Raw genomic sequence first — 18,909 nt, forward strand, 5'->3', positions numbered from 1 at the left:
GGGGGATCGAGGGAGTTGTCGTGACAGAGCAGGTTCAGGCCAGCCCGCCAGTCGCCAGCCAGGCTGCTCCTGCCCCGGCTACGGCGCCAGCCCGGCCACAGGCTACGGCGAGCGGGTTGTGGGGCCGCTTAGCGATCCCGCTGTTTGCGGTGCTGGCGGCAATCGCATTCATGGTCGTGGCGACGACGCGCTGGAATGCCTGGGTTGGCGGGGCCACGATCCAGACCACCAACGACGCCTATGTACGCGCGGAATTGACCAAGCTCAGCAGCCGGGTCGCCGGCGAAGTCTTGACTGTGGCCGTCAAGGATTTCCAGCGCGTCAAGGCCGGCGATCTCCTGGTGCAGATCGATCCCGCCGACTACGAGGCGCAGGTCGCGCAGGCCGAGGCTGGGGTCGCGGCCGCACAGGCCGCGCTCGACAATCTGAGCAACCAGATCGAGCTGCAATATGCGACGATAGCGCAGGCCGAAGCTGCGCGCGTCTCCGCGGAAGCGCTGGAGGTCGAGGCGCGGCAGGAGGAGGAACGCCAGCATTCGCTGACGCAAACCGAGGCCGGCACGCGGCAGCGGTTCGAGCAGGCAACAGCGGCGTACGCCAAGGCGCAGGCCGACGTCCGCGCCAGCCGTGCCGTCATCGCCGCCCAGCGCCATCAGCTCGAGGTCCTGCAGGGAAACAAGAAGCAGCGCGCCGCTGATCTCGACGCCGCTAAGGCGACGCTTGCGGCGGCGAAGCTCAAGCTTGGCTACACGAGAATCGTCGCGCCGTTCGATGGCGTCACTGGCGAGCGGCAGGTGCAGCCGGGCGATTACGTCAACATCGGCACCAATCTCGTCAATGTGGTGCCGCTGCCCGACGTCTATGTGATCGCCAATTACAAGGAGACGCAACTCACTCGCGTGAGGCCGGGCCAGCCGGTCGAGATCACTGTTGACACCTTTCCAAACGAAAGGCTGCGCGGCCGTGTCGAGCGGATCGCGCCGGCAAGCGGCTCGCAATTCGCGCTGCTGCCGCCCGACAACGCTACCGGCAATTTCACCAAGGTGGTGCAGCGCATCCCGGTGCGAATCCGGTTCGACAAGGACCAGCCGCTGATCGAGCGCTTGCTGCCGGGTATGTCCGTCGTCACCAGGATCAATACCGCCGAGGCCGGCGTCAATGGCGGAAAGTAAAGAGGGCGATTGCGGTCCCATTTCGCGCGGCGAGGTCGCGCGCTACCCGCTGTTCGCGGTCGTCGCAGTGCTGCTTGGGGCGTTTCTAGCCAATTTCGACAGCCGCCTGACGACGGTCGGCCTGCCCGACCTGCGCGGCGCATTCTCGCTTGGCTTCGACGAAGGCGCCTGGCTCTCGACCGCCGCCATCGGCTCGCAAATCTTCATCGCGCCGTCCGTCGCCTGGCTTGCCACCGTATTTGGTCTGCGGCGCGTGCTTGGCATCCCGAGCCTCGTCTACGCCGTCGTCTCGCTGCTCATCCCTTTCGTGCATGATTTCACGACACTGATTGCGCTCAGCATCATCCACGGCATGCTGCTCGGCACCTTCGTGCCGGCGACGTTGATGATCATCTTCCGCAATCTGCCGATACAATGGTGGCTGCCCGCGATATCGATCTATTCCATCCGCGTCGGCTTCGCGCTCGACACCTCGACCTCGGTGGTCGGCTTCTATGTCGATCATCTCGGCTGGCAGTGGATCTATTGGCAGGGCGTCACGATCGCGCCGCTGATGGGCCTGATGGTCTATCTCGGCACCCCAAACGAACCGGTCAACCGCGACCTGCTGCGTCATGCCGACTGGGGCGGCATGCTGCTGCTCGGCGCCGGCGTGTCGATGATCTATGCAGGCCTCGACCAGGGCAACCGGCTGGACTGGCTGGAGTCAGGCGAGGTGATGGCGCTGTTGATCGCCGGCGGCGTGCTGTTGATCCTGTTCCTGATCAACGAGAGCCTGGTGCATCAGCCCTGGGCGCATGTGAACGTGCTGTTCTCGCGCAACGTCGGGCTCTCGCTACTCGCCATCCTCTTGTACACGCTGACCAGCCTGTCCAACTCGTCGCTGGTGCCGAATTTCCTCAGCGTAGTCGCGTCCATGCGGCCGGAGCAGTCCGGTGTGCTGCTCCTGACCTATGGCGCACTGCCGATGTTCGTGCTGGTGCCGGTCTCGATTGTCCTGCTCCGCAACTTTGATGCGCGCGCCGTCGCCGTGCTCGGATTCTCCGCGTTCGCCGCCGCCAATCTTTGGGGCACGCAGTTGACCCACGCCTGGGCGCGGGAGGATTTTGTCGGAATCATGCTGCTGCTGTCGGTCGGACAGGCGTTCACGCTGCTGCCAGTCATCATTCTCGCAGTGTCCAATTCCGATCCGACGCGCGCCACGGCGTTCGCGGCCTATATCCAGATCATGCGGCTCGGTGGCGCCGAGATCGGCGTGGCGCTGATGGGCACATGGCTCAGGGTGCGCGAGCAGATCCATTCCAATTATCTCGGACAGCATGTCGCAAACGGTGATGCAGACGTGGTGCGCAGGCTGCAGGAGCTGGCGGAGGGCTTCGCGGTTCATGGTGCCTCAACCGCCATCGCGCGGGCTGTCGGCACCCTCGCAGCGTTGGTGCAGCGCGAAGCGAATGTGCTGGCCTATATCGACGGCTTCTGGCTCTGCTTCTGGCTGGCAATCGCAGCCCTCCTTGTGATCTCACTGATCGCGCGCGCACCGCCGGGGCCACTAACCCCGGAGCCCTTCGGTTTCGCCAGGACCGTGCTCCGCAAATGCGGCGCGACCGTTGCGGCGGCTCGCGGCTAGAGCATGATCCGGAAAAGTGTGTAGCGGCTTTCGCTCGCGACAAACGCGCAGCGTTTGCGCGGAGATCATGCGCAAACAACAAGCCAAAGCACGATGATGATTCATCCTGATCTCATCGCGCTTTGGAGCATTCAACTTATATTGAACGCGGCGCCTTCCTGCGGCTTGAAATATTTTGCTCATCGTGCGGTTCCACGTAGCGGGATCAGAGGCAGGATGAGTCAGATGAAGCAAATGGCCGCGCTTGTCTCGGTGGCGACCTCGGTCCCACCCCATCTGTTTCATCAGGGACAGATTCTGCAGGCGGCGCGCGACCTGCTGGCCAAGCGCTATCCGGAATTTGACACGCTTTCGAGCCTCTTTGCCAACACCGGTATCCGGCATCGTTACGGCGTGAAACCGATCGAATGGTATCTCGAGCGGCGTGGCTGGCCGGAGCGAACGCAGGCCTTCCTCGAAGGCGCGGAATTGCTTTTCGTCGAAGTCGCGCGCAAGGCGATCGCCCGGGCCGACCTGTCCGGCAGCGACATCGACACCATAGTCACGGTGTGCTCGACGGGGATCGCAACGCCGACGCTGGAAGCGCGTGTGGCGGGTAAGCTCGGTCTGCGGGGGGACGTGTCGCGTGTGCCGCTGTTTGGTCTCGGCTGCGCCGGTGGCGTGTCGGGCCTGTCGATCGCATCGCGCCTTGCGGAAGCGCGGCCGGGAGCGAACGTCCTGCTGGTCGTGCTTGAGCTATGTACGCTCGCGGTCCGGCATGATGAGCTCACCAAAGCGAACATCGTCGCCGCCAGCCTGTTCGGTGACGGAGCCGCGGCGATCGTACTGCGCGCAGGCGACGGCGGGGCAACGCGGATCGAGGCGACCGGCGAAAAGCTATGGCCGGATACACTCGACATCATGGGATGGTCGGTCGATCCGGAAGGATTCGGCGTGATCTTCCAGCGCACCATTCCTGATTTCGTCCGCGACAATATGGGGTCGGCCGTTGCCGAAATCCTCGCTCGGATGAACCTGACAGTCGACGACATCGACCGCTTCCTGTGCCATCCCGGCGGCACCAAGGTCATCGCGGCGCTGGAGCGGGCGCTTGCGCTCGATCGGGGCACGCTCGATCATGAACGCGACATCATCGCCGATTGCGGCAACATGTCGGCTCCGACGATTCTCTTCGTTCTCGAGCGCGCCTGCGCCAGAGGCCTGCCGCCGCGCTCGCTCCTGACCGCGCTCGGGCCCGGCTTCACCGTAAGCTGCGTTGCGCTAAGGCACGCCGCGTGAGTCTGGCGTCGATCATCCTTGCGCTGGTTACGTTGCAGCGTTTGGGCGAGCTCGGGCTGTCGCACCATAACACGAGGCGGCTTCTGGCGCGCGGCGCCATCGAAGCTGGCGCCGATCACTATCCGCTCGTTGTATCGGTTCACACTGGCTGGCTGATCGCACTGTGGGTGTGGGGGCATGATCAGGATGTCAATCCGGCTGCGCTTGCGGCCTATCTGGGGCTGCAGGTCTTGCGGATGTGGATCCTTTCCGCGCTCGGCCCGCGATGGACCACGCGGATTATCGTGCTGCCGGGTGAGCCGCTGGTTGTATCCGGCCCTTACCGGTACCTCTCGCACCCGAACTATGCCGTCGTCGTCTGCGAGATCGCGCTGCTTCCGCTTGCGCTGCATCTGCCGCTGATCGCGTTGATCTTCACTGTCTTCAACATCGCGGCGCTCGCAGTTCGAATTCGCGTCGAGGCGCGCACTCTTTCCTCGCTCGGCCACATCAGCACCCCATGAACGACCGGACGGAGTGTCGTGCTGGCAGTCCATCCGTCGCGATCTGGACAGGATTTCTGCTGATGTGCCTTGGCATGTTCATGGCGATCCTCGACATCCAGATCGTCGCGGCCTCGCTACCGACGATCCAGCGCGCGCTTACGATCTCGCCGTCCGCTATGAGCTGGATCCAGACCGCCTATCTGATCGCGGAGGTCATCGCGATCCCGTTGACCGGACTGTTCACGCGCGTGCTGTCGCTGCGATGGCTGTTCGCGACGGCTGTGAGCCTGTTCACGGTCGCGTCCATAGGCTGCGCTTTCAGCGGTGGCTTTGCCGTGCTGCTGGTATTTCGTGTGGTTCAGGGGTTTTCCGGCGGCATGTTGATCCCAGCCGTGTTCTCTGCGGTGTTTACGCTGTTCCCGCCGCGTCTTCACGCGGTTGCCACCACGATCGCCGGCATTGTAGCGGTGCTCGCACCCACCGTCGGGCCCGTCGTCGGCGGCTGGATCACGCAGACCTGGTCGTGGCCGTGGCTGTTCCTGATCAATGTCATCCCCGGCATGATTGCGGCCTCTGTCACGCCATTCCTGCTGCCGCGGGACGCCGTGCATCTGCGCGAATTGTTCAAGCTGGACAGGGGTTCGCTGGTTCTGCTCGCGGCCGCGCTCGCAAGCCTCGAGATCGGGCTGAAGGAGGCGCCGCAACGTGGCTGGACCTCAGTGCTCTGCGCGACCTTGCTGGTCGGAAGCATCGCCGCAATGGCGGTCTTGATCCTGCGCACGTCGGGCGCGGCGCATCCGATCGCAAGGCTCTCGACGTTCAGGCGACGCTCGTTCGCAGTCGGCTGCGCGCTGAGCTTTTGCTTTGGGATCGGCCTGTATGGCTCGGTCTATCTGATGCCGGTCTTTCTCGGTTTCGTCCGGCGCCATGATGCCCTTGAGATCGGCACCGTCATGCTGGTGACGGGGGTCGCGCAACTCGTCGCCGCGCCGCTCGCGGCGTTTCTCGAGAGCCGCATTGGCGCCCGTTTGTTGACTGGCGTGGGCTTTGCCCTGTTCGCGCTCGGTCTCGGCCTGAGCGCGTTCCAACCGCGCACCGCCGATTTCGGCGAGATGTTTTGGCCGCAGATCGTACGCGGCGTTGCGATCATGTTCTGTTTGCTGCCGCCGACACGTATTGCGCTGGGCGCGTTACCGGACGCGGAAGTGGCTGACGCCAGCGGGCTGTTCAACCTGATGCGCAATCTGGGCGGTGCGATCGGTATCGCCATGATCGATACGATTCTCTACGGTCGAAGCTGGATCTACGCCGAGGATTTCCGCACCCGCTTACTGCGCGGTGATGTCACCGCCGCACAGGCGATCGGGCTCGATCCGAAGCTCCTCATCGATCGCCCGCCGGGGCCGCCCGACGAAGCTGCCGTGTCGTTCGTCCGTCCGCTGGTCGAGCGAGCGTCGCTCGCGCTTGGCATCAACGAGGCATGGGCAATGCTTGCATGCGTGGCGATCATTGGATTGCTGCTGGTCCCGCTCGCCCGCGACCGGGCTTCACCGCAGCCGGCACCTTCGGATCGGACCTAAAGCGCGATGAGATCCGGATGGATCATCATCGCGCTTTAGCTGTTGCTTGCGCATGATCTCCGCGCAAACGCTACGCGTTTGTCGCGGGGGAAAACCGCTACACACCTTTCCGGATCATGCTTTAGGCCATGGGCACGTTGCTTCGCCGCGCCGGTTCGATCAGCTCGGGTCGGGAGCCGGAGAGCCGCTTGTGCATGTGGACCATGAAGGCCATGCCGAACAGCGGCGTAGCCAGATTGACGATCGGGATCGAGACGAAGGCCGCGATGAACAGACCTGCGGTGAACACGGTCGCCGCGTTGTCGCGGCGCATCGCCTTGGCCTCGTCCGGCGAACGGAACCGCATCGCCGCGAGCTCGAAATATTCACGTCCTAACAGCCAGGCGGTCGCGATGAAGAACACGATGAAGCCGGCGCCGGCGACAAGCACAAAGGGCAGCGCGATCAGGTAGACCAGGATCGTCAGCAGAGCGGTCTTCACGCCCTCGGCGATCGCGAGCCTGAACGGCAGCGCCACGCCGGGCGGTTCGGCCGGATAATGCTCGCGCTCGACATGATCGGCGACGTCGTCGACAAACAGGCTTGCCACCAGCGAGGTGATCGCGGGCATCAGGAAAATGCCGCCGAGCACGACTCCGAGACCCGCAGCAATCGAGACGATCCAGGACAGAATATTGAGCGTGGAATGGAAGCTGGGGCCCAGAATGCCCTCGGCCCAGACTTCGCCATAGTCGGCAAACCAGCTAAGCAGCCGCTGCAATCCGACCGCGAGTGCCGTGATCAGCACCAGCGCGAGCCCGATCGAGCGCCACAGGATCGAGCGCATCGGCGGCGACAGAATCTGCGAAAGCGCCTTGACGGCGGCGTCCAACATGGCGGGTCGACCTCTCCAGCAAAGTTCCGGCGAGAGGTAGACACGCAATATGGCTTCGGCAAGAGCCGTTGTGTCGCGGCCGGTGGACCGGGCGTGTCCCAGAACCACAAAAACGCTATTCGACAGACTTTATTTTTCAGATAGCGTGCGGCGCGGTCTGAACCGACGCCGCAAAGCGAATACGGAGAAACCGATGACCGGAAGCGGACTGCCGCTGGAAGGCGTGAGGGTCGTCGAGATGACCCACATGGTGATGGGCCCAAGCTGCGGGATGATTTTGGCGCAACTCGGCGCCGAGGTGATCAAGGTCGAGCCGCCCGGAGGCGACAAGACCCGCTCGCTCGGCGGCATGGGCACCTCGTTCTTCCCGCTGTTCAACCGCGGCAAACGCAGCGTCGTGCTCGACTTCACCAGAGATGAAGATCGCGAGACGATCCACCGGTTGCTCGCGGGCGCCGACGTGTTCCTGGAGAACTTTCGCGATGGTCAGCTCGACAAGCAAGGCCTCGGCGCCGAAGACCTGCGCAAGCGGCATCCGCACCTGATCATCGCCGGCCACAAGGGTTTTCTGTCCGGTCCCTACGACCATCGTCCCGCGCTCGATGAAGTCGTGCAGATGATGTCGGGGCTCGCGGCGATGACCGGCACGCGCGAAAAGCCGCAGCGGGTCGGTTCTTCCGCCAACGACATCATGGGTGGCATGTTCGGTGCGATCGCGATCCTGGCCGCGCTTTACCAGAAGCGCGGCGGCAACAGGAACGGCGCCGACATCCGTATCGGCCTGTTCGAGAATTGCCTGTTTCTGGTCGCCCAGCACATGGTCGAGTACGAGATGACCGGCCGCAAGCCGCGCTCGATGCCGGAGCGCGAGCACGCCTGGCCGATCTATGATATTTTCGATACCGCTGGCGGCGATCGCATCTTCATCGGGGTCGTCACCGAAGGCCATTGGCAAAGCTTTTGCCGCGAGTTCGGCCTGAAGGAATTTGCCGAGGATCCCACGCTGCGCACGACCACCGATCGCATCATGGCCCGGGACAGGATTATTCCGCGCGTCGCCGAGGAGATCAAACGCTGGAAGGCGGCTGACCTGTCGGCGAAACTCGATTCGCTGAATATTTGCTTCTCACCGATCAACCGTCCCGAGGACTTGCTTCGGGACCCGCATGTGTTGCGTCCCGGCGGTCTTGTGAATAACGTCAATGCTGACGGCAAGACGTTCCACGTGCCGGCATTGCCGGTCGAATGGAACGGACACAACATCGGGGAAGGCTTGAAAGTCCCTCCGCTTGGCGCCGACACGGAACCGGTGCGAGCCGAGCTCGAGCGTCAGCAATTCTCTTCAACCGGAAATGCTGCGTGAGGCGGCCATGATTCGTGTTCGCGATATCTATCCCAACGACAAGGTGACCTTGCGCGAAGTCGGCCTTCGCGACGGCCTGCAGCTCGTAAAGGCGTTTCCGTCGACCACGGCCAAGCAGCGCTGGGTACGCGACGAATATGCCGCCGGCGTCCGGCATTTCGAGGTCGGGTCATTCCTGCCGGCAAAGACATTCCCCCAATTCGTCGACGTTCGCGACGTCGTCGCGACCATCGCTTCGCTTCCCGGCGCGCACGGCATTGCGCTCGCGCTCAACGAGCGCGGCGTCAATGAGGCGCTGGCCTCGGGCGTCGCCGAGATCGCCTCGGTGGTATCGGCGACCGAGGAGCACAGCCAGGCCAACGCCAACCGCTCGCGCGAATCCGCGATCGAGAACGTCAGGCGGCTCTGCGAGCTGCGCGACGCCAGCGCCCACAAGCCGGTGGTGAATGCCGCGATCTCGATGGCGCTGGGCTGCTCAATCGCCGGCCCGGTCGATCCGAAGGAAGTGCTGCGCCTCACCGAGAAGCTCTATGAGGCCGGCGTCGACATGGTCGCGATCGCCGATACTGTCGGTTATGCAGGCCCCAGGCAGGTCGGTGAGCTGACCAGGGGTGCGGTGAAGATCGCCGGATCGAAGCCGGTTTGCGTTCACCTGCACGATACGCGCGGCATGGGCATTGCGAATGCCGCCGCCGCGCTTGACGAAGGTGCGCGCGTGCTCGATGGCTCGCTCGGCGGCCTCGGTGGCTGTCCGTTCGCGCCCGGCGCGACCGGCAACGTCGTGTTCGAGGACCTCGTGTTTCTCTGCGAAAGCAAGGGATTCCCGACCGGTATCGATCTCGACCGGCTGATTGCGGTGCGCTCGATCCTCGAGGCGGAGATGCCGAACGAGCCGCTCCATGGCGGCCTGGCGCGCGCCGGACTCCCCTGCGGCACCAAGGCCAAGGCGGCGTAAGGTCCCTTTGCTCCGCAAGCTCGGCGACGGGACGTCTCAATCGTGCTTGTGCACCCGCTTGCGCGGCTTCTTGTCTGAGGCCGTCGGGATCATCACCACGCGGCCGTAACGCACGCCGCGCTCAGCGATAATGTGGTCGGCGAAATGCCGGACCTCGCCACTGGCGCCCTTGAGTGCCGTTACCTCCATGCAACTGTCGTCGTCGAGATGGACGTGCAGCGTTGCGAGCGACAGATCGTGATGGCCGTGGAAATTCTGCACCAGTCGCTTCGACAGGTCGCGCGCGGCGTGATCGTAGACATAGACCAGTGCGGCCACGCATTGTCCCGATGGCGCCTCCTCCGCGCTCTGCTGCAGTCCGGCGCGCGCGAGGTCGCGAATGATCTCGGAGCGGTTCTGGTAGCCCCGCGCCTCGGCGGCGTCGTCGATCTCCGCGAGCAAATCGTCCTCGATGGTGATGGTGATCCGTTGCATGGACTGTCCGTGTTGGCTGGGCCAGTATGATATTTTTATTGTAACGTCATACTGCGCTTGCTAGCGTCGCTTGCCGGGTTGGTCGAGCTGGTGCGGTTGCCGCGTGACTGTAGCAGGTACCATGCGGAGGCATGTGCGTTGCGTAGGGAAGTTCTGCGGATATTTCTCGCAGGCGCAACTATTGCCGCGTATGTGCCGGAGGCGGAAGCCCAGGCTACAGCCGCAGGCGAACTTCCGCCGTTGACGGTGACGTCGTCCGATCGGGTCCCGCCAAAACGCACCAGGGCATCCCATCCACGCCACGCCCCCGCCGGGCGCAAGCCGGGGACGTCCCCGTCGATCCAGTCGGCGCCGGCCGCCAATGGCATCACCAGCGGCTCGGCGTCCCTGCACGCACCGAACCTGCAGCCGACCGCGGCCAGCGCGACGCAGATCAGCGGCGCCGAGGTGAATGCGCTCCCGTTCTCCCGGCCCGGCGAGGCGCTGGAGGTGGTGCCGGGGCTGATCGTCACCCAGCACTCCGGCGAGGGCAAAGCCAACCAGTACTTCCTGCGCGGCTTCAATCTCGACCACGGCACCGACCTCGCTATCACGGTCGACGGCATGCCGATCAACATGCCGACCCACGGCCACGGCCAGGGCTATGCCGACATCAATTTCATGATCCCGGAACTGATCCGTTCGGTCGATGTCCGCAAGGGTCCCTATTACGCCGACAAGGGCGATTTCGCCTCCGTGGGTACCGTCAGCATCGACTATCTCAACGCGCTGCCGAAGAACATCGCCGAACTCACCTTCGGCAGTTTCGGTTACGCGCGTGTGCTGGCTGCCGGCTCCACGAAGGTCGGGGAGGGCACGCTGCTCACGGCCTTCGAGGCCAACAAATATAACGGCCCGTGGGAGGTACCCGACGATGTCCGCAAGTTGAACGGCGTGCTGCGCTACAGCCAGGGCACCGCGACCGACGGCCTTTCGCTGACTGCAATGGCCTATTCCAACGGCTGGAATTCGACCGATCAGGTGCCGCAGCGCGCGATCGATCAGGGCCTCATCGATCGCTTCGGCTCGCTTGATCCGACCGATGGCGGCACCTCCAGCCGCTTCAGCCTCTCCGGCAACTGGGCGCAGTCAAGCCAATACGGGCAGACCAAGGCCAATGCCTTTGTGATTCGTTCGGCACTCCAACTCTACAACGACTTTACCTATTTCCTCGACGATCCCGTCAACGGCGACCAGTTCAGCCAGATCGACCGGCGCACCGTTTACGGCTTCGACGCGAGCCACGCCTTCGCTGTCCGCCTTGCCGGTATCGAGACCGAGACGCGTGTCGGCGTGCAGGCCCGCTACGACGATATCAATGTCGGGTTGTTCAAGACGCTGCAGCGGCAGATCCTGTCCACGGTGCGCAACGACCATGTGCAGGAGGGTAGCGTCTCGCTCTGGGCCGACACCACCGCCCGCTGGACCGACTGGCTGCGTACCACGGTCGGCATCCGCGAAGACTATTTTGCCGGCCAGGTGCTGAGCGACACGCCGCAGAATTCCGGCGACGCGCAGGCCGCGATGACGAGCCCCAAGGTCGGCATCGTGCTCGGGCCCTGGTCAAAGACCGAGTTCTACGGCAATGCCGGCTTTGGTCTGCATTCCAACGATATCAGGGGTGCCACCATCACGGTCGATCCCAACGACAAGGTGACGCCGCTCGATCGCGTGCCGCTGCTCGTGCGTTCGAAGGGCGCCGAACTCGGCATCCGCACGCGCGTGATCGACGGCCTCACCTCATCGCTCGCGGTGTTCGTGCTGGATTTCGATTCCGAGCTGCTGTTCGTCGGCGACGCCGGTACCACGGAACCGAGCCGGCCGAGCCGCCGCGTCGGCGTCGAGTGGACAAACCAGTACAAGCTGCTGCCGTGGATGAGTCTCGATTTCGATCTGGCCTATACCCACGCCCGTTTCACCGATTTCGATCCGGTCGGCAATTTCATTCCGGGAGCGCCGGCCTGGGTCGCCAGCGGCAGTATCACCTTTGGCCGCGAGACCGGCTGGTTCGGCGCGCTGCGCGCCCGCTATTTCGGCCCGCGCCCCCTGATCGAGGATGGCAGTGTAAATTCGCTGTCGTCGCTGATCGTCAATGCCCGCGCCGGCTACAAATTCGACAACGGTATGCGGCTGCAACTTGACGTGCTCAATCTGTTCAACGCGCAGACCAACCAGATCGAATATTACTATTTGTCGCGGCTGCCGGGCGAGCCGATCGACGGCGTCGCCGATCGCCATGTCCATCCGGCCGAGCCGCTCGCCGTCCGGCTGACGCTGGCCGCGACATTCTGATTCTCTAATGAGAGCATGATCCGGAAAAGTGTTTAGCGGTTTTCCCTCGCGACAAACGCGAAGCGTTTGCGCGGAGATCATGCTCAAACAAGCACCTAAACGTGATGACGATTGAGCCTACCTCATCGCGCTTTAGTGCCGGAAGTGCCTCACGCCGGTGAACACCATGGCGATGCCGTGCTCGTCGGCGGCTTTGATCACCTCATCGTCGCGCATCGAGCCACCGGGCTGGATCACCGCGGTAGCGCCAGCCTCGATACAGGCGAGCATGCCGTCGGCAAACGGGAAGAACGCGTCGGATGCAACTACCGAGCCCTTGGTCAGGGGCTCGGCGAGCTTCAACTCGGCCGCCGCATCCTGTGCCTTGCGCGCCGCAATGCGGGCGGAATCGACGCGGCTCATCTGGCCGGCGCCGATGCCGACGGTGGCGAGATCCTTGGCGTAGACGATGGTGTTCGACTTCACGTGCTTGGCGACGCGGAAGGCGAATTTGAGATCGCGCAGTTCGGCCTCGGTCGGCGCGCGCGCGGTCGCGACCTTGATGTCCATATCCTCGACAACTGCATTGTCGCGGCTCTGCACCAACAGACCGCCGGCAACCGTCTTGGCGGTCAGGCCAGTAGCGCGAGGATTGGGCAGGCCGCCGGCGAGCAGCAGGCGCAGATTGCGCCGCCCGGCGATAATCGCGATCGCCTCTTCGGTCGCGTCGGGCGCGATGATGACCTCGGTGAAGATGCCGATGATGGCACGTGCAGCCTCCGCGTCGAGCGTGCGATTAACAGCGATGATGCCGCCATAGGCCGAGGTCGAGTCGCAGGCGAGCGCGCGGCGGTAGGCGGTGGCGAGATCGGGGCCCTCGGCAACCCCGCACGGGTTCGCGTGCTTGACGATGACGCAGGCCGCGGTGCGTTTCGGATCGAATTCGCCTACGCATTCATAGGCCGCATCGGTGTCGTTGATGTTGTTGTAGGACAATTCCTTGCCCTGCAATTGCTTCGCGGTGGCGACGCCGGTGCGCTTCTCCGGCGTGGCGTAAAATGACGCGGTCTGGTGCGGGTTCTCGCCGTAGCGCAGCGACTGGATCAACTTTCCACCGAAGGCGCGGTAGTCCGGGGCCTTGGTCTCGAGCTGCACCGAAAACCAGTTCGAGATCGCGGCATCATAGGCCGCGGTGCGCGCATAGGCCTTGGCGGCGAGCCGCCGGCGCAGACCGAGCGAGGTCGCGCCCTTGTGCGCGGCGAGCTCGTCGAGCACCGACTGATAGTCGTTCGCATCGACCACGACGGCGACGTCGTCATGATTCTTCGCCGCGGCGCGGATCATCGCGGGGCCACCGATGTCGATATTCTCGATGCATTCCTCGAAGCCGGCGCCTTTATCGACGGTTGCCTCAAACGGATAGAGATTGACGACCAGGAGATCGATCGGCGCGATGCCGTGCGATTGCATCGCCGCGGCATGCTCCCTGTTGTCGCGGATCGCGAGCAGACCGCCATGCACCTTCGGATGCAGCGTCTTGACCCGGCCGTCCATCATCTCGGGAAAGCCGGTGAGTTCGGAGACGTCCCTGACCTTGAGACCGGCAGCGGTGATCGCCTTGGCCGTGCCGCCGGTAGAAACCAGTTCGACGCCATGCCCGGCGAGGGCGCTAGCGAATTCGATCAGTCCGGTCTTGTCGGAAACGGAAAGGAGGGCTCGTGTGACGCGGCGGGGATGGTCAGTCATGGGCAAGATCCTCTGTCCGGGGGAGTACCTATGCCCAGGCGCGCGGCAGATCTTTCCCGCGCTTCCCGATGGTGCTCCATCCAAGGTCGCCAGTCGCGCGAGCGAGTGCTCGTTAGCAGCTTTCGGCGCGCTTCACAACGACGGGATATGACGCGAGCCGCGTACGTCTACAGCGGCAGTTCCGGCTCGCGGCGGGCGTTGCGCCGAGCCGTGGTGGCGGTGGCCGAGGACGAGGAGCGCGTGAAGCTCCAGCGCAGCGACGAGGCCTGCCGCGCGTCCTGGCGGATCACGATCTGGGAGGTGCGGCGCGGACCGTCATTGCCGGCGAGGAATACGCTGTCCTCGAGATCGACCTTGTCGTCGAGCGCCTCGAAGGTCCAGACGTCGCGGTTCGGCAGCACCAGCATCACACCGCGCGCATCCGACAGGCGGCTCGCTTTCACCGACGGGTGCAGATGAAAGCGGAGCGCAAAATCAGCGTCGTCACCCTTGATCCGGCGGCCGGGCGCAGGCGACAGCGAGTCCTCACCATCGAGGCGCGTGCCGTCTTGCGACACCGTCAGCACGCGACGATGGATCACGCCGAAGCGCGAGAGGTAGCCGTCATGCGAGGCGGTGAGCACATCGCCGTCGGTGACAGCCTCCCGATAGCTCTCGACCTTGCGAGGGCCGCTGGTGATCGGTGCGCCGCGCAGCAACCGCTTCATCGCCGACAGTTCGACGAACTGGCACGACGAGGTGTCGTGATAGGTCAGCGTCGAATGCGCCGCGGTGGAGCGCGCGAACGGCCGCCAATTGTCCCGTCCAGTGGTCGGCATGCCGCAATTGACGACGATACGGCTTGTCCCGGCGGAAAACTCGAAAGACAGGCAACCGGCATGCGCGTCCTGGCTGACGCTCGGCGGCGGCGGCGGGCCGGTGTCGACGATCAGGGTCGCGGCGCCCGCGTCGAGGCGCTGGAAGCCGGTATGCGGCATGCCTGCCATCGGCACGCCGTGCGTATCGTCATAGGCGAGCAGCGTCGCGACGAGATCGGACGGCGCGCTGCTCATGCCGTTGAACAGGGCGAAACTGCCGTCGCCGTGACGGAAGAAGCGCAGCATCGGCATCATGCGGTCGATGGCGTTCAACAGTGCCGGCGGCGGCGCGATGTTGCGCGCGGCGAAAGTCTGCCGCAGCGGCAGGAGGTCGCTGAGCAGTTCGACCAGCGCGCCCGGATTGCGCGAGATGTGCCCGCCGTCGGGCAGGATCTGGCGCTGCAACTCGTCGGAGAGCTTTCGCGTCGCCGTGCGGATGTTGCGCGCCTGGTTGGCGAGGCATAGCGCGGCGTAGCACAGCGCGATCAACACCTGCAGCCGCGGCACGCCGTCGGCATTGTCGAGCGTGGAGTACCGCAGATAGCGGATCTCGCGCGCCAGCCCCCGCAGGTATTTTCGGTAGAATTTGCCGTCGGTATCGCCGAGTACGAGCGGCGCTTGCGACAATAGCGAGACCACGCGGCGTGCGCGCACGTCGGCGCGGCGTTCCAGCGGCCGCTTGCGCGCCTGATTGGAGATCCAGTCATCGACCAGTGCGCGCGCATTGGCGCGGGTCAGCGCGGTGTCGGCAGCGCGCAGATGGCGCAGCCAGCCGAAACCGAGCAGCGCAGCTTCCCAGTCCTCCGACGGCGGCTCGAGATCGAAGATCGAGCGCCCATGGCAGGTGACGATCTTGCCGGCGAACACGAAGCGGCCGGCATAAATCTCGGCGGCGCGGGTAGCGTCAGCGGTTCGCAAGTCGTGCGGGGCTATGATCAGCCGGTCGGTGCGGCCGGGCCACAGCCGCGACAAAGCCACCGTACCGGCGGTGGCGCGCGCGGCCATGCTGCGCGCGAAGCGGCCGGCGATCAGCGTCGAGATGCGTCTGCTTTGAGCGACCGACACGTCTTACCTTGGGGGAGGAGAATTTCAGCGAATCCCTTTTAATGCGGAAACGGCCGCAACACACCACCTTGAACGCCCGCGAATCAGCCGAACCTTAGACGACTCTGGTGCAAAATCAGGATTTGACCAGCCGTGCCGCATAAAATCCGTCCAACCCGCCCAGCCGCGGGTCGGCGTGGGGCAAATGGCAGGGCAAGGTGCGCAAATCGCCGTCGGCGGTAATGATTTCCTCCAGGCCAGCGACCTCGTCCTTCCTGACCGGCACCCGCCGTAGGCCCGATTCGTCGGCGAGCAGCGCCGCGATCGCATGCTCCCCCTCCTCGGGCTCCAGCGAGCAGGTGCAGTAGACCAGCGTGCCGCCGGGTTTCAGCAGCCCGACCGCCTTTTGCAGCAGGCGTTTCTGCAGCACGCACAGCGGCGCGATGTCGGCCTCCTGCCGGAGCCAGGCGACGTCGGGGTGGCGGCGCATCGTGCCGGTCGAAGTGCAGGGCGCATCGACCAGGATGCCGTCAAAGCTTTGGCCGTTGCCGGTCCACTCGACCGAATCGATTACGATGTTTTCGGTTTCCATCCCTAGGCGTGCAAGATTGTCACGCAGCCGCGCCATGCGCGCAGGAGAGCGGTCAACCGCGGTGACACGCGCGCCGGCGAGCGCAAGCTGCGCGGTCTTGCCGCCGGGCGCCGCGCAGAGATCGGCGATCGCCTTGTCCTTGAGGTCGCCGAAAAGGCGCGCTGGCAGCGCCGCAGCGGCGTCCTGCACCCACCATTGGCCTTCTGCAAAACCCGGCAGCACCGTTACGGAACCCTGCAACAGCGTCCGCACGGTTCCCGTTGGCAGCATCTCGCCATGCAGGCGGCTTGCCCATTGCGGGGCGTCCGACCTTACGGAGAGATCGAGCGACGGCTCATGCCCAAGGGCAAGCGCCATTTCGCGCGTGGTTGATTCGCCATACTGCGCGCTCCAGCGCGTCAGCATCCATTGCGGCAGATCCAGGCTCTGCGTCTTGACCTCCTCGAGCAGCCCTTGGCCCTCGCGCGCGCAACGGCGCAGCACGGCATTGACGAGCCCGGCGTATTTCGCCGCGCGCCGGTCCGATTGCACGAGCCGCACCGACAGATCGACGGCAGCGTGATCGGGCACGTCCATCCAGAGGATTTGTGCCGCTCCGATCAGGAGCGCGCTTTGCGCGCGCGGAGCATCGGTCGGAATGCCGCGGTCGAGCAGGCGCGAAAGCAGATGACCAAGCGTGCCGAGGCGCCGCAGAATGGTCGACACCAGCCGCCGCATCAACGCACGGTCGCGGTCGGCGAGCGACTTCAGGCCCGGATGCGCGCCCGCGCCGTCGAGCTGGTCGTCGAGCGTGCGGTGCTTGTGCAGGACGCCGTCGAGAATGTCGGCCGCGATACGACGCGCCGCAAGGCCGGGCACTTCTGCGGGAACTGCAAACCTTGAGGGTGGCATGGAGCGGAGATATCTCGAAAGGTGCTGAGTTACATTCGGCTCATGCCTGTGAACGAAAATCACCTCTGGCACGCGAATATGCCAAATGTAAGAATCACGCTGCGCGATTTCGCGAACGTGATGCAATGAGCGCGCCAAATCTAGATACGCGTGACGTCTTCGGAAAGCTTTACGATGACTGAAAATTCTTCGCCGCCTCCGGAACCCGGGCCGCGCAAGCCGCTCACGCCGGCCGCGCAGCGCGCGCTCGCCGAAGCCGAGGCGCGCCGGAAGGCCGCCGAGCAGAACGCCATTGTGCGGCCGAAGGAATTCCAGGGGCCGAAAGGCCCGGAGCCGACACGCTATGGCGACTGGGAGACCAGGGGCATCGCGTCGGACTTTTAAGACTCTTGCAAGGGAACCCGACTCAGCCTTAGCTCGACAACGTGTCGCCGTACGAGAGAATAAACAGATATCGCGCGCCGGAACGGTTGCCATTCGGCCGGTCGCGTTGGGGGCGACGATTTTCGTCGGCGCTGCCGTGGGTTTTTGTTCTCGGGGTCGCGGCCGGCACCATGCTGCCGATCAGGCATTGGGTGCATTGGCCGCTCCCGCACGGCAGGTTGCAAGATACCGATGTGATCTGGCAACGCGCCGGCGCCCCCGACGTCCGCCACCCCGTCGACGTCATCAGGACCATCGACGGCGACACGTTCGAGGCGCGGGTGCATGTGTCGCCCGGCCTCGCCCTGACCACGCGCGTCCGCCTGCGCGGCATCGACGCGCCGGAGCTGAAGGCCTCCTGTCGGCGGGAACTGCAGATGGCGGAAGCTGCGACCATCGCGTTGCGCGAGCTGCTCGGTCAGGGCGACGTTGCGATCTTCAATATCGGCCCGGACAAATATCAGGGACGGGTCGTCGCCGATGTCGTGACGACGAGGACCGCGAACGTTTCGGCGGCGATGCTCGCGGCCGGTTATGCGCGCGCCTATGGCGGCGGCCATCGCGGGGGTTGGTGCGCGGACGCGGCGCACTGACGCTGCAAACAAGAGAGCCGCGTGGCATACGCGGTCTTCTCACGGAGCTCTGCAGGGATCAGCGGGTCACGACAACCGTCGTGCCGACGGGTACACGTGAATAGAGGTCCTTGATGTCGTCGTTCAGCATGCGGATGCAGCCATAGGACACGAAGCCGCCGACCGAGCCCGGCACGTTGGTGCCATGGATCGCATATTCCCCGCCGGCGAGGGTCATCGCGGCGACGCCCATCGGATTGCGCGGTGAACCACCGGGGATCACGTCCGGCAATTTCGGTTTGTCGCGCCTCACTTCTGCAGGCGGCGACCAGGCGGGATAGCGATACTTGCCGTCGATCTGGGTGGTGCCGGCCCACTGCTTGCCGGACCTGCCGACGCCGACCGGGTAACGCATCGCGTGGCCGGAATCGAGAATGAGATAAAGGCGCCGTTCGCCGGTCTTCACCAGGATGGTGCCTGGCGAGTAATTGTCGCCGTGCATGCCGACCATTTCCGGCCGTGCCTCGGCCGCCGCCGATATCAAAACAGCAACCCCGATGGTGGCGGCCAGCGCCACCGCAATCCTCACTGACATCAACTTCTCCACTTCCCCAATGGCCCCGCTCGGGGCCCTCAGACGAAAGCGCGGACTCAACCCGAGCCCGC

Annotated in this window: 16 protein-coding genes and 1 riboswitch; of the genes, 10 read left to right on the forward strand and 6 right to left on the reverse strand. The window is 64.6% G+C overall.

Annotation, left to right across the window (positions count from 1 at the left end; translation table 11 throughout):
• Nucleotides 1–20 precede the first annotated feature (20 nt).
• The 5 genes from JQ553_RS04765 (at nt 21) to JQ553_RS04785 (ending at nt 6,142) form a co-directional block, all read left to right on the forward strand.
• Nucleotides 21–1,172 (forward strand): HlyD family secretion protein, encoded by a 1,152-nt coding sequence (locus JQ553_RS04765; RefSeq protein ID WP_312015085.1) that lies wholly within the window; start codon nt 21–23, stop codon nt 1,170–1,172.
• Nucleotides 1,159–2,799 carry an MFS transporter gene (locus tag JQ553_RS04770; protein ID WP_212498696.1) on the forward strand — a complete coding sequence of 547 codons (1,641 nt, stop codon included), beginning with the start codon at nt 1,159–1,161 and terminating at the stop codon, nt 2,797–2,799. Before JQ553_RS04765 ends, JQ553_RS04770 begins: the two co-directional genes overlap by 14 nt.
• Nucleotides 2,800–3,024: 225 nt before the next feature.
• The gene (locus JQ553_RS04775) at nt 3,025–4,077 is read left to right on the forward strand and encodes a type III polyketide synthase (protein ID WP_212498697.1); all 1,053 of its coding nucleotides are present in this window, start codon (nt 3,025–3,027) and stop codon (nt 4,075–4,077) included.
• A complete protein-coding gene (locus JQ553_RS04780; RefSeq protein WP_212498698.1) occupies nt 4,074–4,580 on the forward strand; it encodes an isoprenylcysteine carboxyl methyltransferase family protein in 507 nt (168 codons plus the stop codon). The genes JQ553_RS04775 and JQ553_RS04780 overlap by 4 nt, the downstream gene beginning before the upstream one ends.
• A complete protein-coding gene (locus JQ553_RS04785; protein WP_409363026.1) occupies nt 4,577–6,142 on the forward strand; it encodes a DHA2 family efflux MFS transporter permease subunit in 1,566 nt (521 codons plus the stop codon). The genes JQ553_RS04780 and JQ553_RS04785 overlap by 4 nt, the downstream gene beginning before the upstream one ends.
• A 121-nt stretch (nt 6,143–6,263) precedes the next feature.
• On the opposite strand, the gene JQ553_RS04790 is transcribed toward JQ553_RS04785, so the two are convergent.
• A complete protein-coding gene (locus JQ553_RS04790; protein WP_212498699.1) occupies nt 6,264–7,016 on the reverse strand; it encodes a sulfate transporter family protein in 753 nt (250 codons plus the stop codon).
• Nucleotides 7,017–7,209: 193 nt separating this feature from the next.
• Here JQ553_RS04790 and JQ553_RS04795 point away from each other — a divergent pair, with 193 nt between their 5' ends.
• Nucleotides 7,210–8,379, forward strand: a complete 1,170-nt coding sequence (locus JQ553_RS04795) for a CaiB/BaiF CoA-transferase family protein (protein ID WP_212498700.1) — start codon at nt 7,210–7,212, stop codon at nt 8,377–8,379.
• A gap of 7 nt (nt 8,380–8,386) precedes the next feature.
• Nucleotides 8,387–9,334: a hydroxymethylglutaryl-CoA lyase gene (locus JQ553_RS04800; protein WP_212498701.1), complete on the forward strand. Its 948-nt coding sequence runs from the start codon at nt 8,387–8,389 to the stop codon at nt 9,332–9,334.
• Nucleotides 9,335–9,370: 36 nt separating this feature from the next.
• Here the strand turns inward: JQ553_RS04800 and nikR are convergent, their stop codons facing one another.
• On the reverse strand, nt 9,371–9,808 hold the full coding sequence (gene nikR / locus JQ553_RS04805) for a nickel-responsive transcriptional regulator NikR (protein WP_212498702.1): 438 nt from the start codon (nt 9,806–9,808) through the stop codon (nt 9,371–9,373).
• Nucleotides 9,809–9,946: 138 nt separating this feature from the next.
• Here nikR and JQ553_RS04810 point away from each other — a divergent pair, with 138 nt between their 5' ends.
• A complete protein-coding gene (locus JQ553_RS04810; protein ID WP_249143916.1) occupies nt 9,947–12,139 on the forward strand; it encodes a TonB-dependent receptor domain-containing protein in 2,193 nt (730 codons plus the stop codon).
• A 132-nt stretch (nt 12,140–12,271) separates the two neighbouring features.
• Here JQ553_RS04810 and purH read toward each other — a convergent pair whose 3' ends face one another.
• The 3 genes from purH to JQ553_RS04825 all read right to left on the reverse strand — a co-directional run bounded on the left by purH (nt 12,272) and on the right by JQ553_RS04825 (nt 17,248).
• Nucleotides 12,272–13,864 carry a bifunctional phosphoribosylaminoimidazolecarboxamide formyltransferase/IMP cyclohydrolase gene (gene purH / locus JQ553_RS04815; RefSeq protein ID WP_212498703.1) on the reverse strand — a complete coding sequence of 531 codons (1,593 nt, stop codon included), beginning with the start codon at nt 13,862–13,864 and terminating at the stop codon, nt 12,272–12,274.
• A gap of 25 nt (nt 13,865–13,889) precedes the next feature.
• Nucleotides 13,890–13,971, reverse strand: a riboswitch (ZMP/ZTP riboswitch).
• Between the two features lie 60 nt (nt 13,972–14,031).
• A complete protein-coding gene (locus tag JQ553_RS04820) occupies nt 14,032–15,726 on the reverse strand; it encodes a heparinase II/III family protein (RefSeq protein ID WP_212498819.1) in 1,695 nt (564 codons plus the stop codon).
• Between the two features lie 175 nt (nt 15,727–15,901).
• A complete protein-coding gene (locus JQ553_RS04825) occupies nt 15,902–17,248 on the reverse strand; it encodes an RsmB/NOP family class I SAM-dependent RNA methyltransferase (protein ID WP_212498704.1) in 1,347 nt (448 codons plus the stop codon).
• A 174-nt stretch (nt 17,249–17,422) separates the two neighbouring features.
• Between JQ553_RS04825 and JQ553_RS04830 the strand changes: the two genes are divergently transcribed.
• Both JQ553_RS04830 and JQ553_RS04835 read left to right on the forward strand, forming a co-directional pair.
• On the forward strand, nt 17,423–17,632 hold the full coding sequence (locus JQ553_RS04830) for a DUF1674 domain-containing protein (protein ID WP_212498705.1): 210 nt from the start codon (nt 17,423–17,425) through the stop codon (nt 17,630–17,632).
• A 41-nt stretch (nt 17,633–17,673) separates the two neighbouring features.
• A complete protein-coding gene (locus tag JQ553_RS04835) occupies nt 17,674–18,264 on the forward strand; it encodes a thermonuclease family protein (protein WP_312015086.1) in 591 nt (196 codons plus the stop codon).
• 58 nt (nt 18,265–18,322) lie between these two features.
• Here the strand turns inward: JQ553_RS04835 and JQ553_RS04840 are convergent, their stop codons facing one another.
• On the reverse strand, nt 18,323–18,838 hold the full coding sequence (locus JQ553_RS04840) for a L,D-transpeptidase (protein WP_212498707.1): 516 nt from the start codon (nt 18,836–18,838) through the stop codon (nt 18,323–18,325).
• Between the last annotated feature and the right edge of the window lie 71 nt (nt 18,839–18,909).

Origin of the sequence: Bradyrhizobium lablabi, from assembly GCF_018131005.1 — a bacterium.
In the GTDB taxonomy this organism is placed as follows: Bacteria; Pseudomonadota; Alphaproteobacteria; order Rhizobiales; family Xanthobacteraceae; genus Bradyrhizobium; species Bradyrhizobium lablabi_D.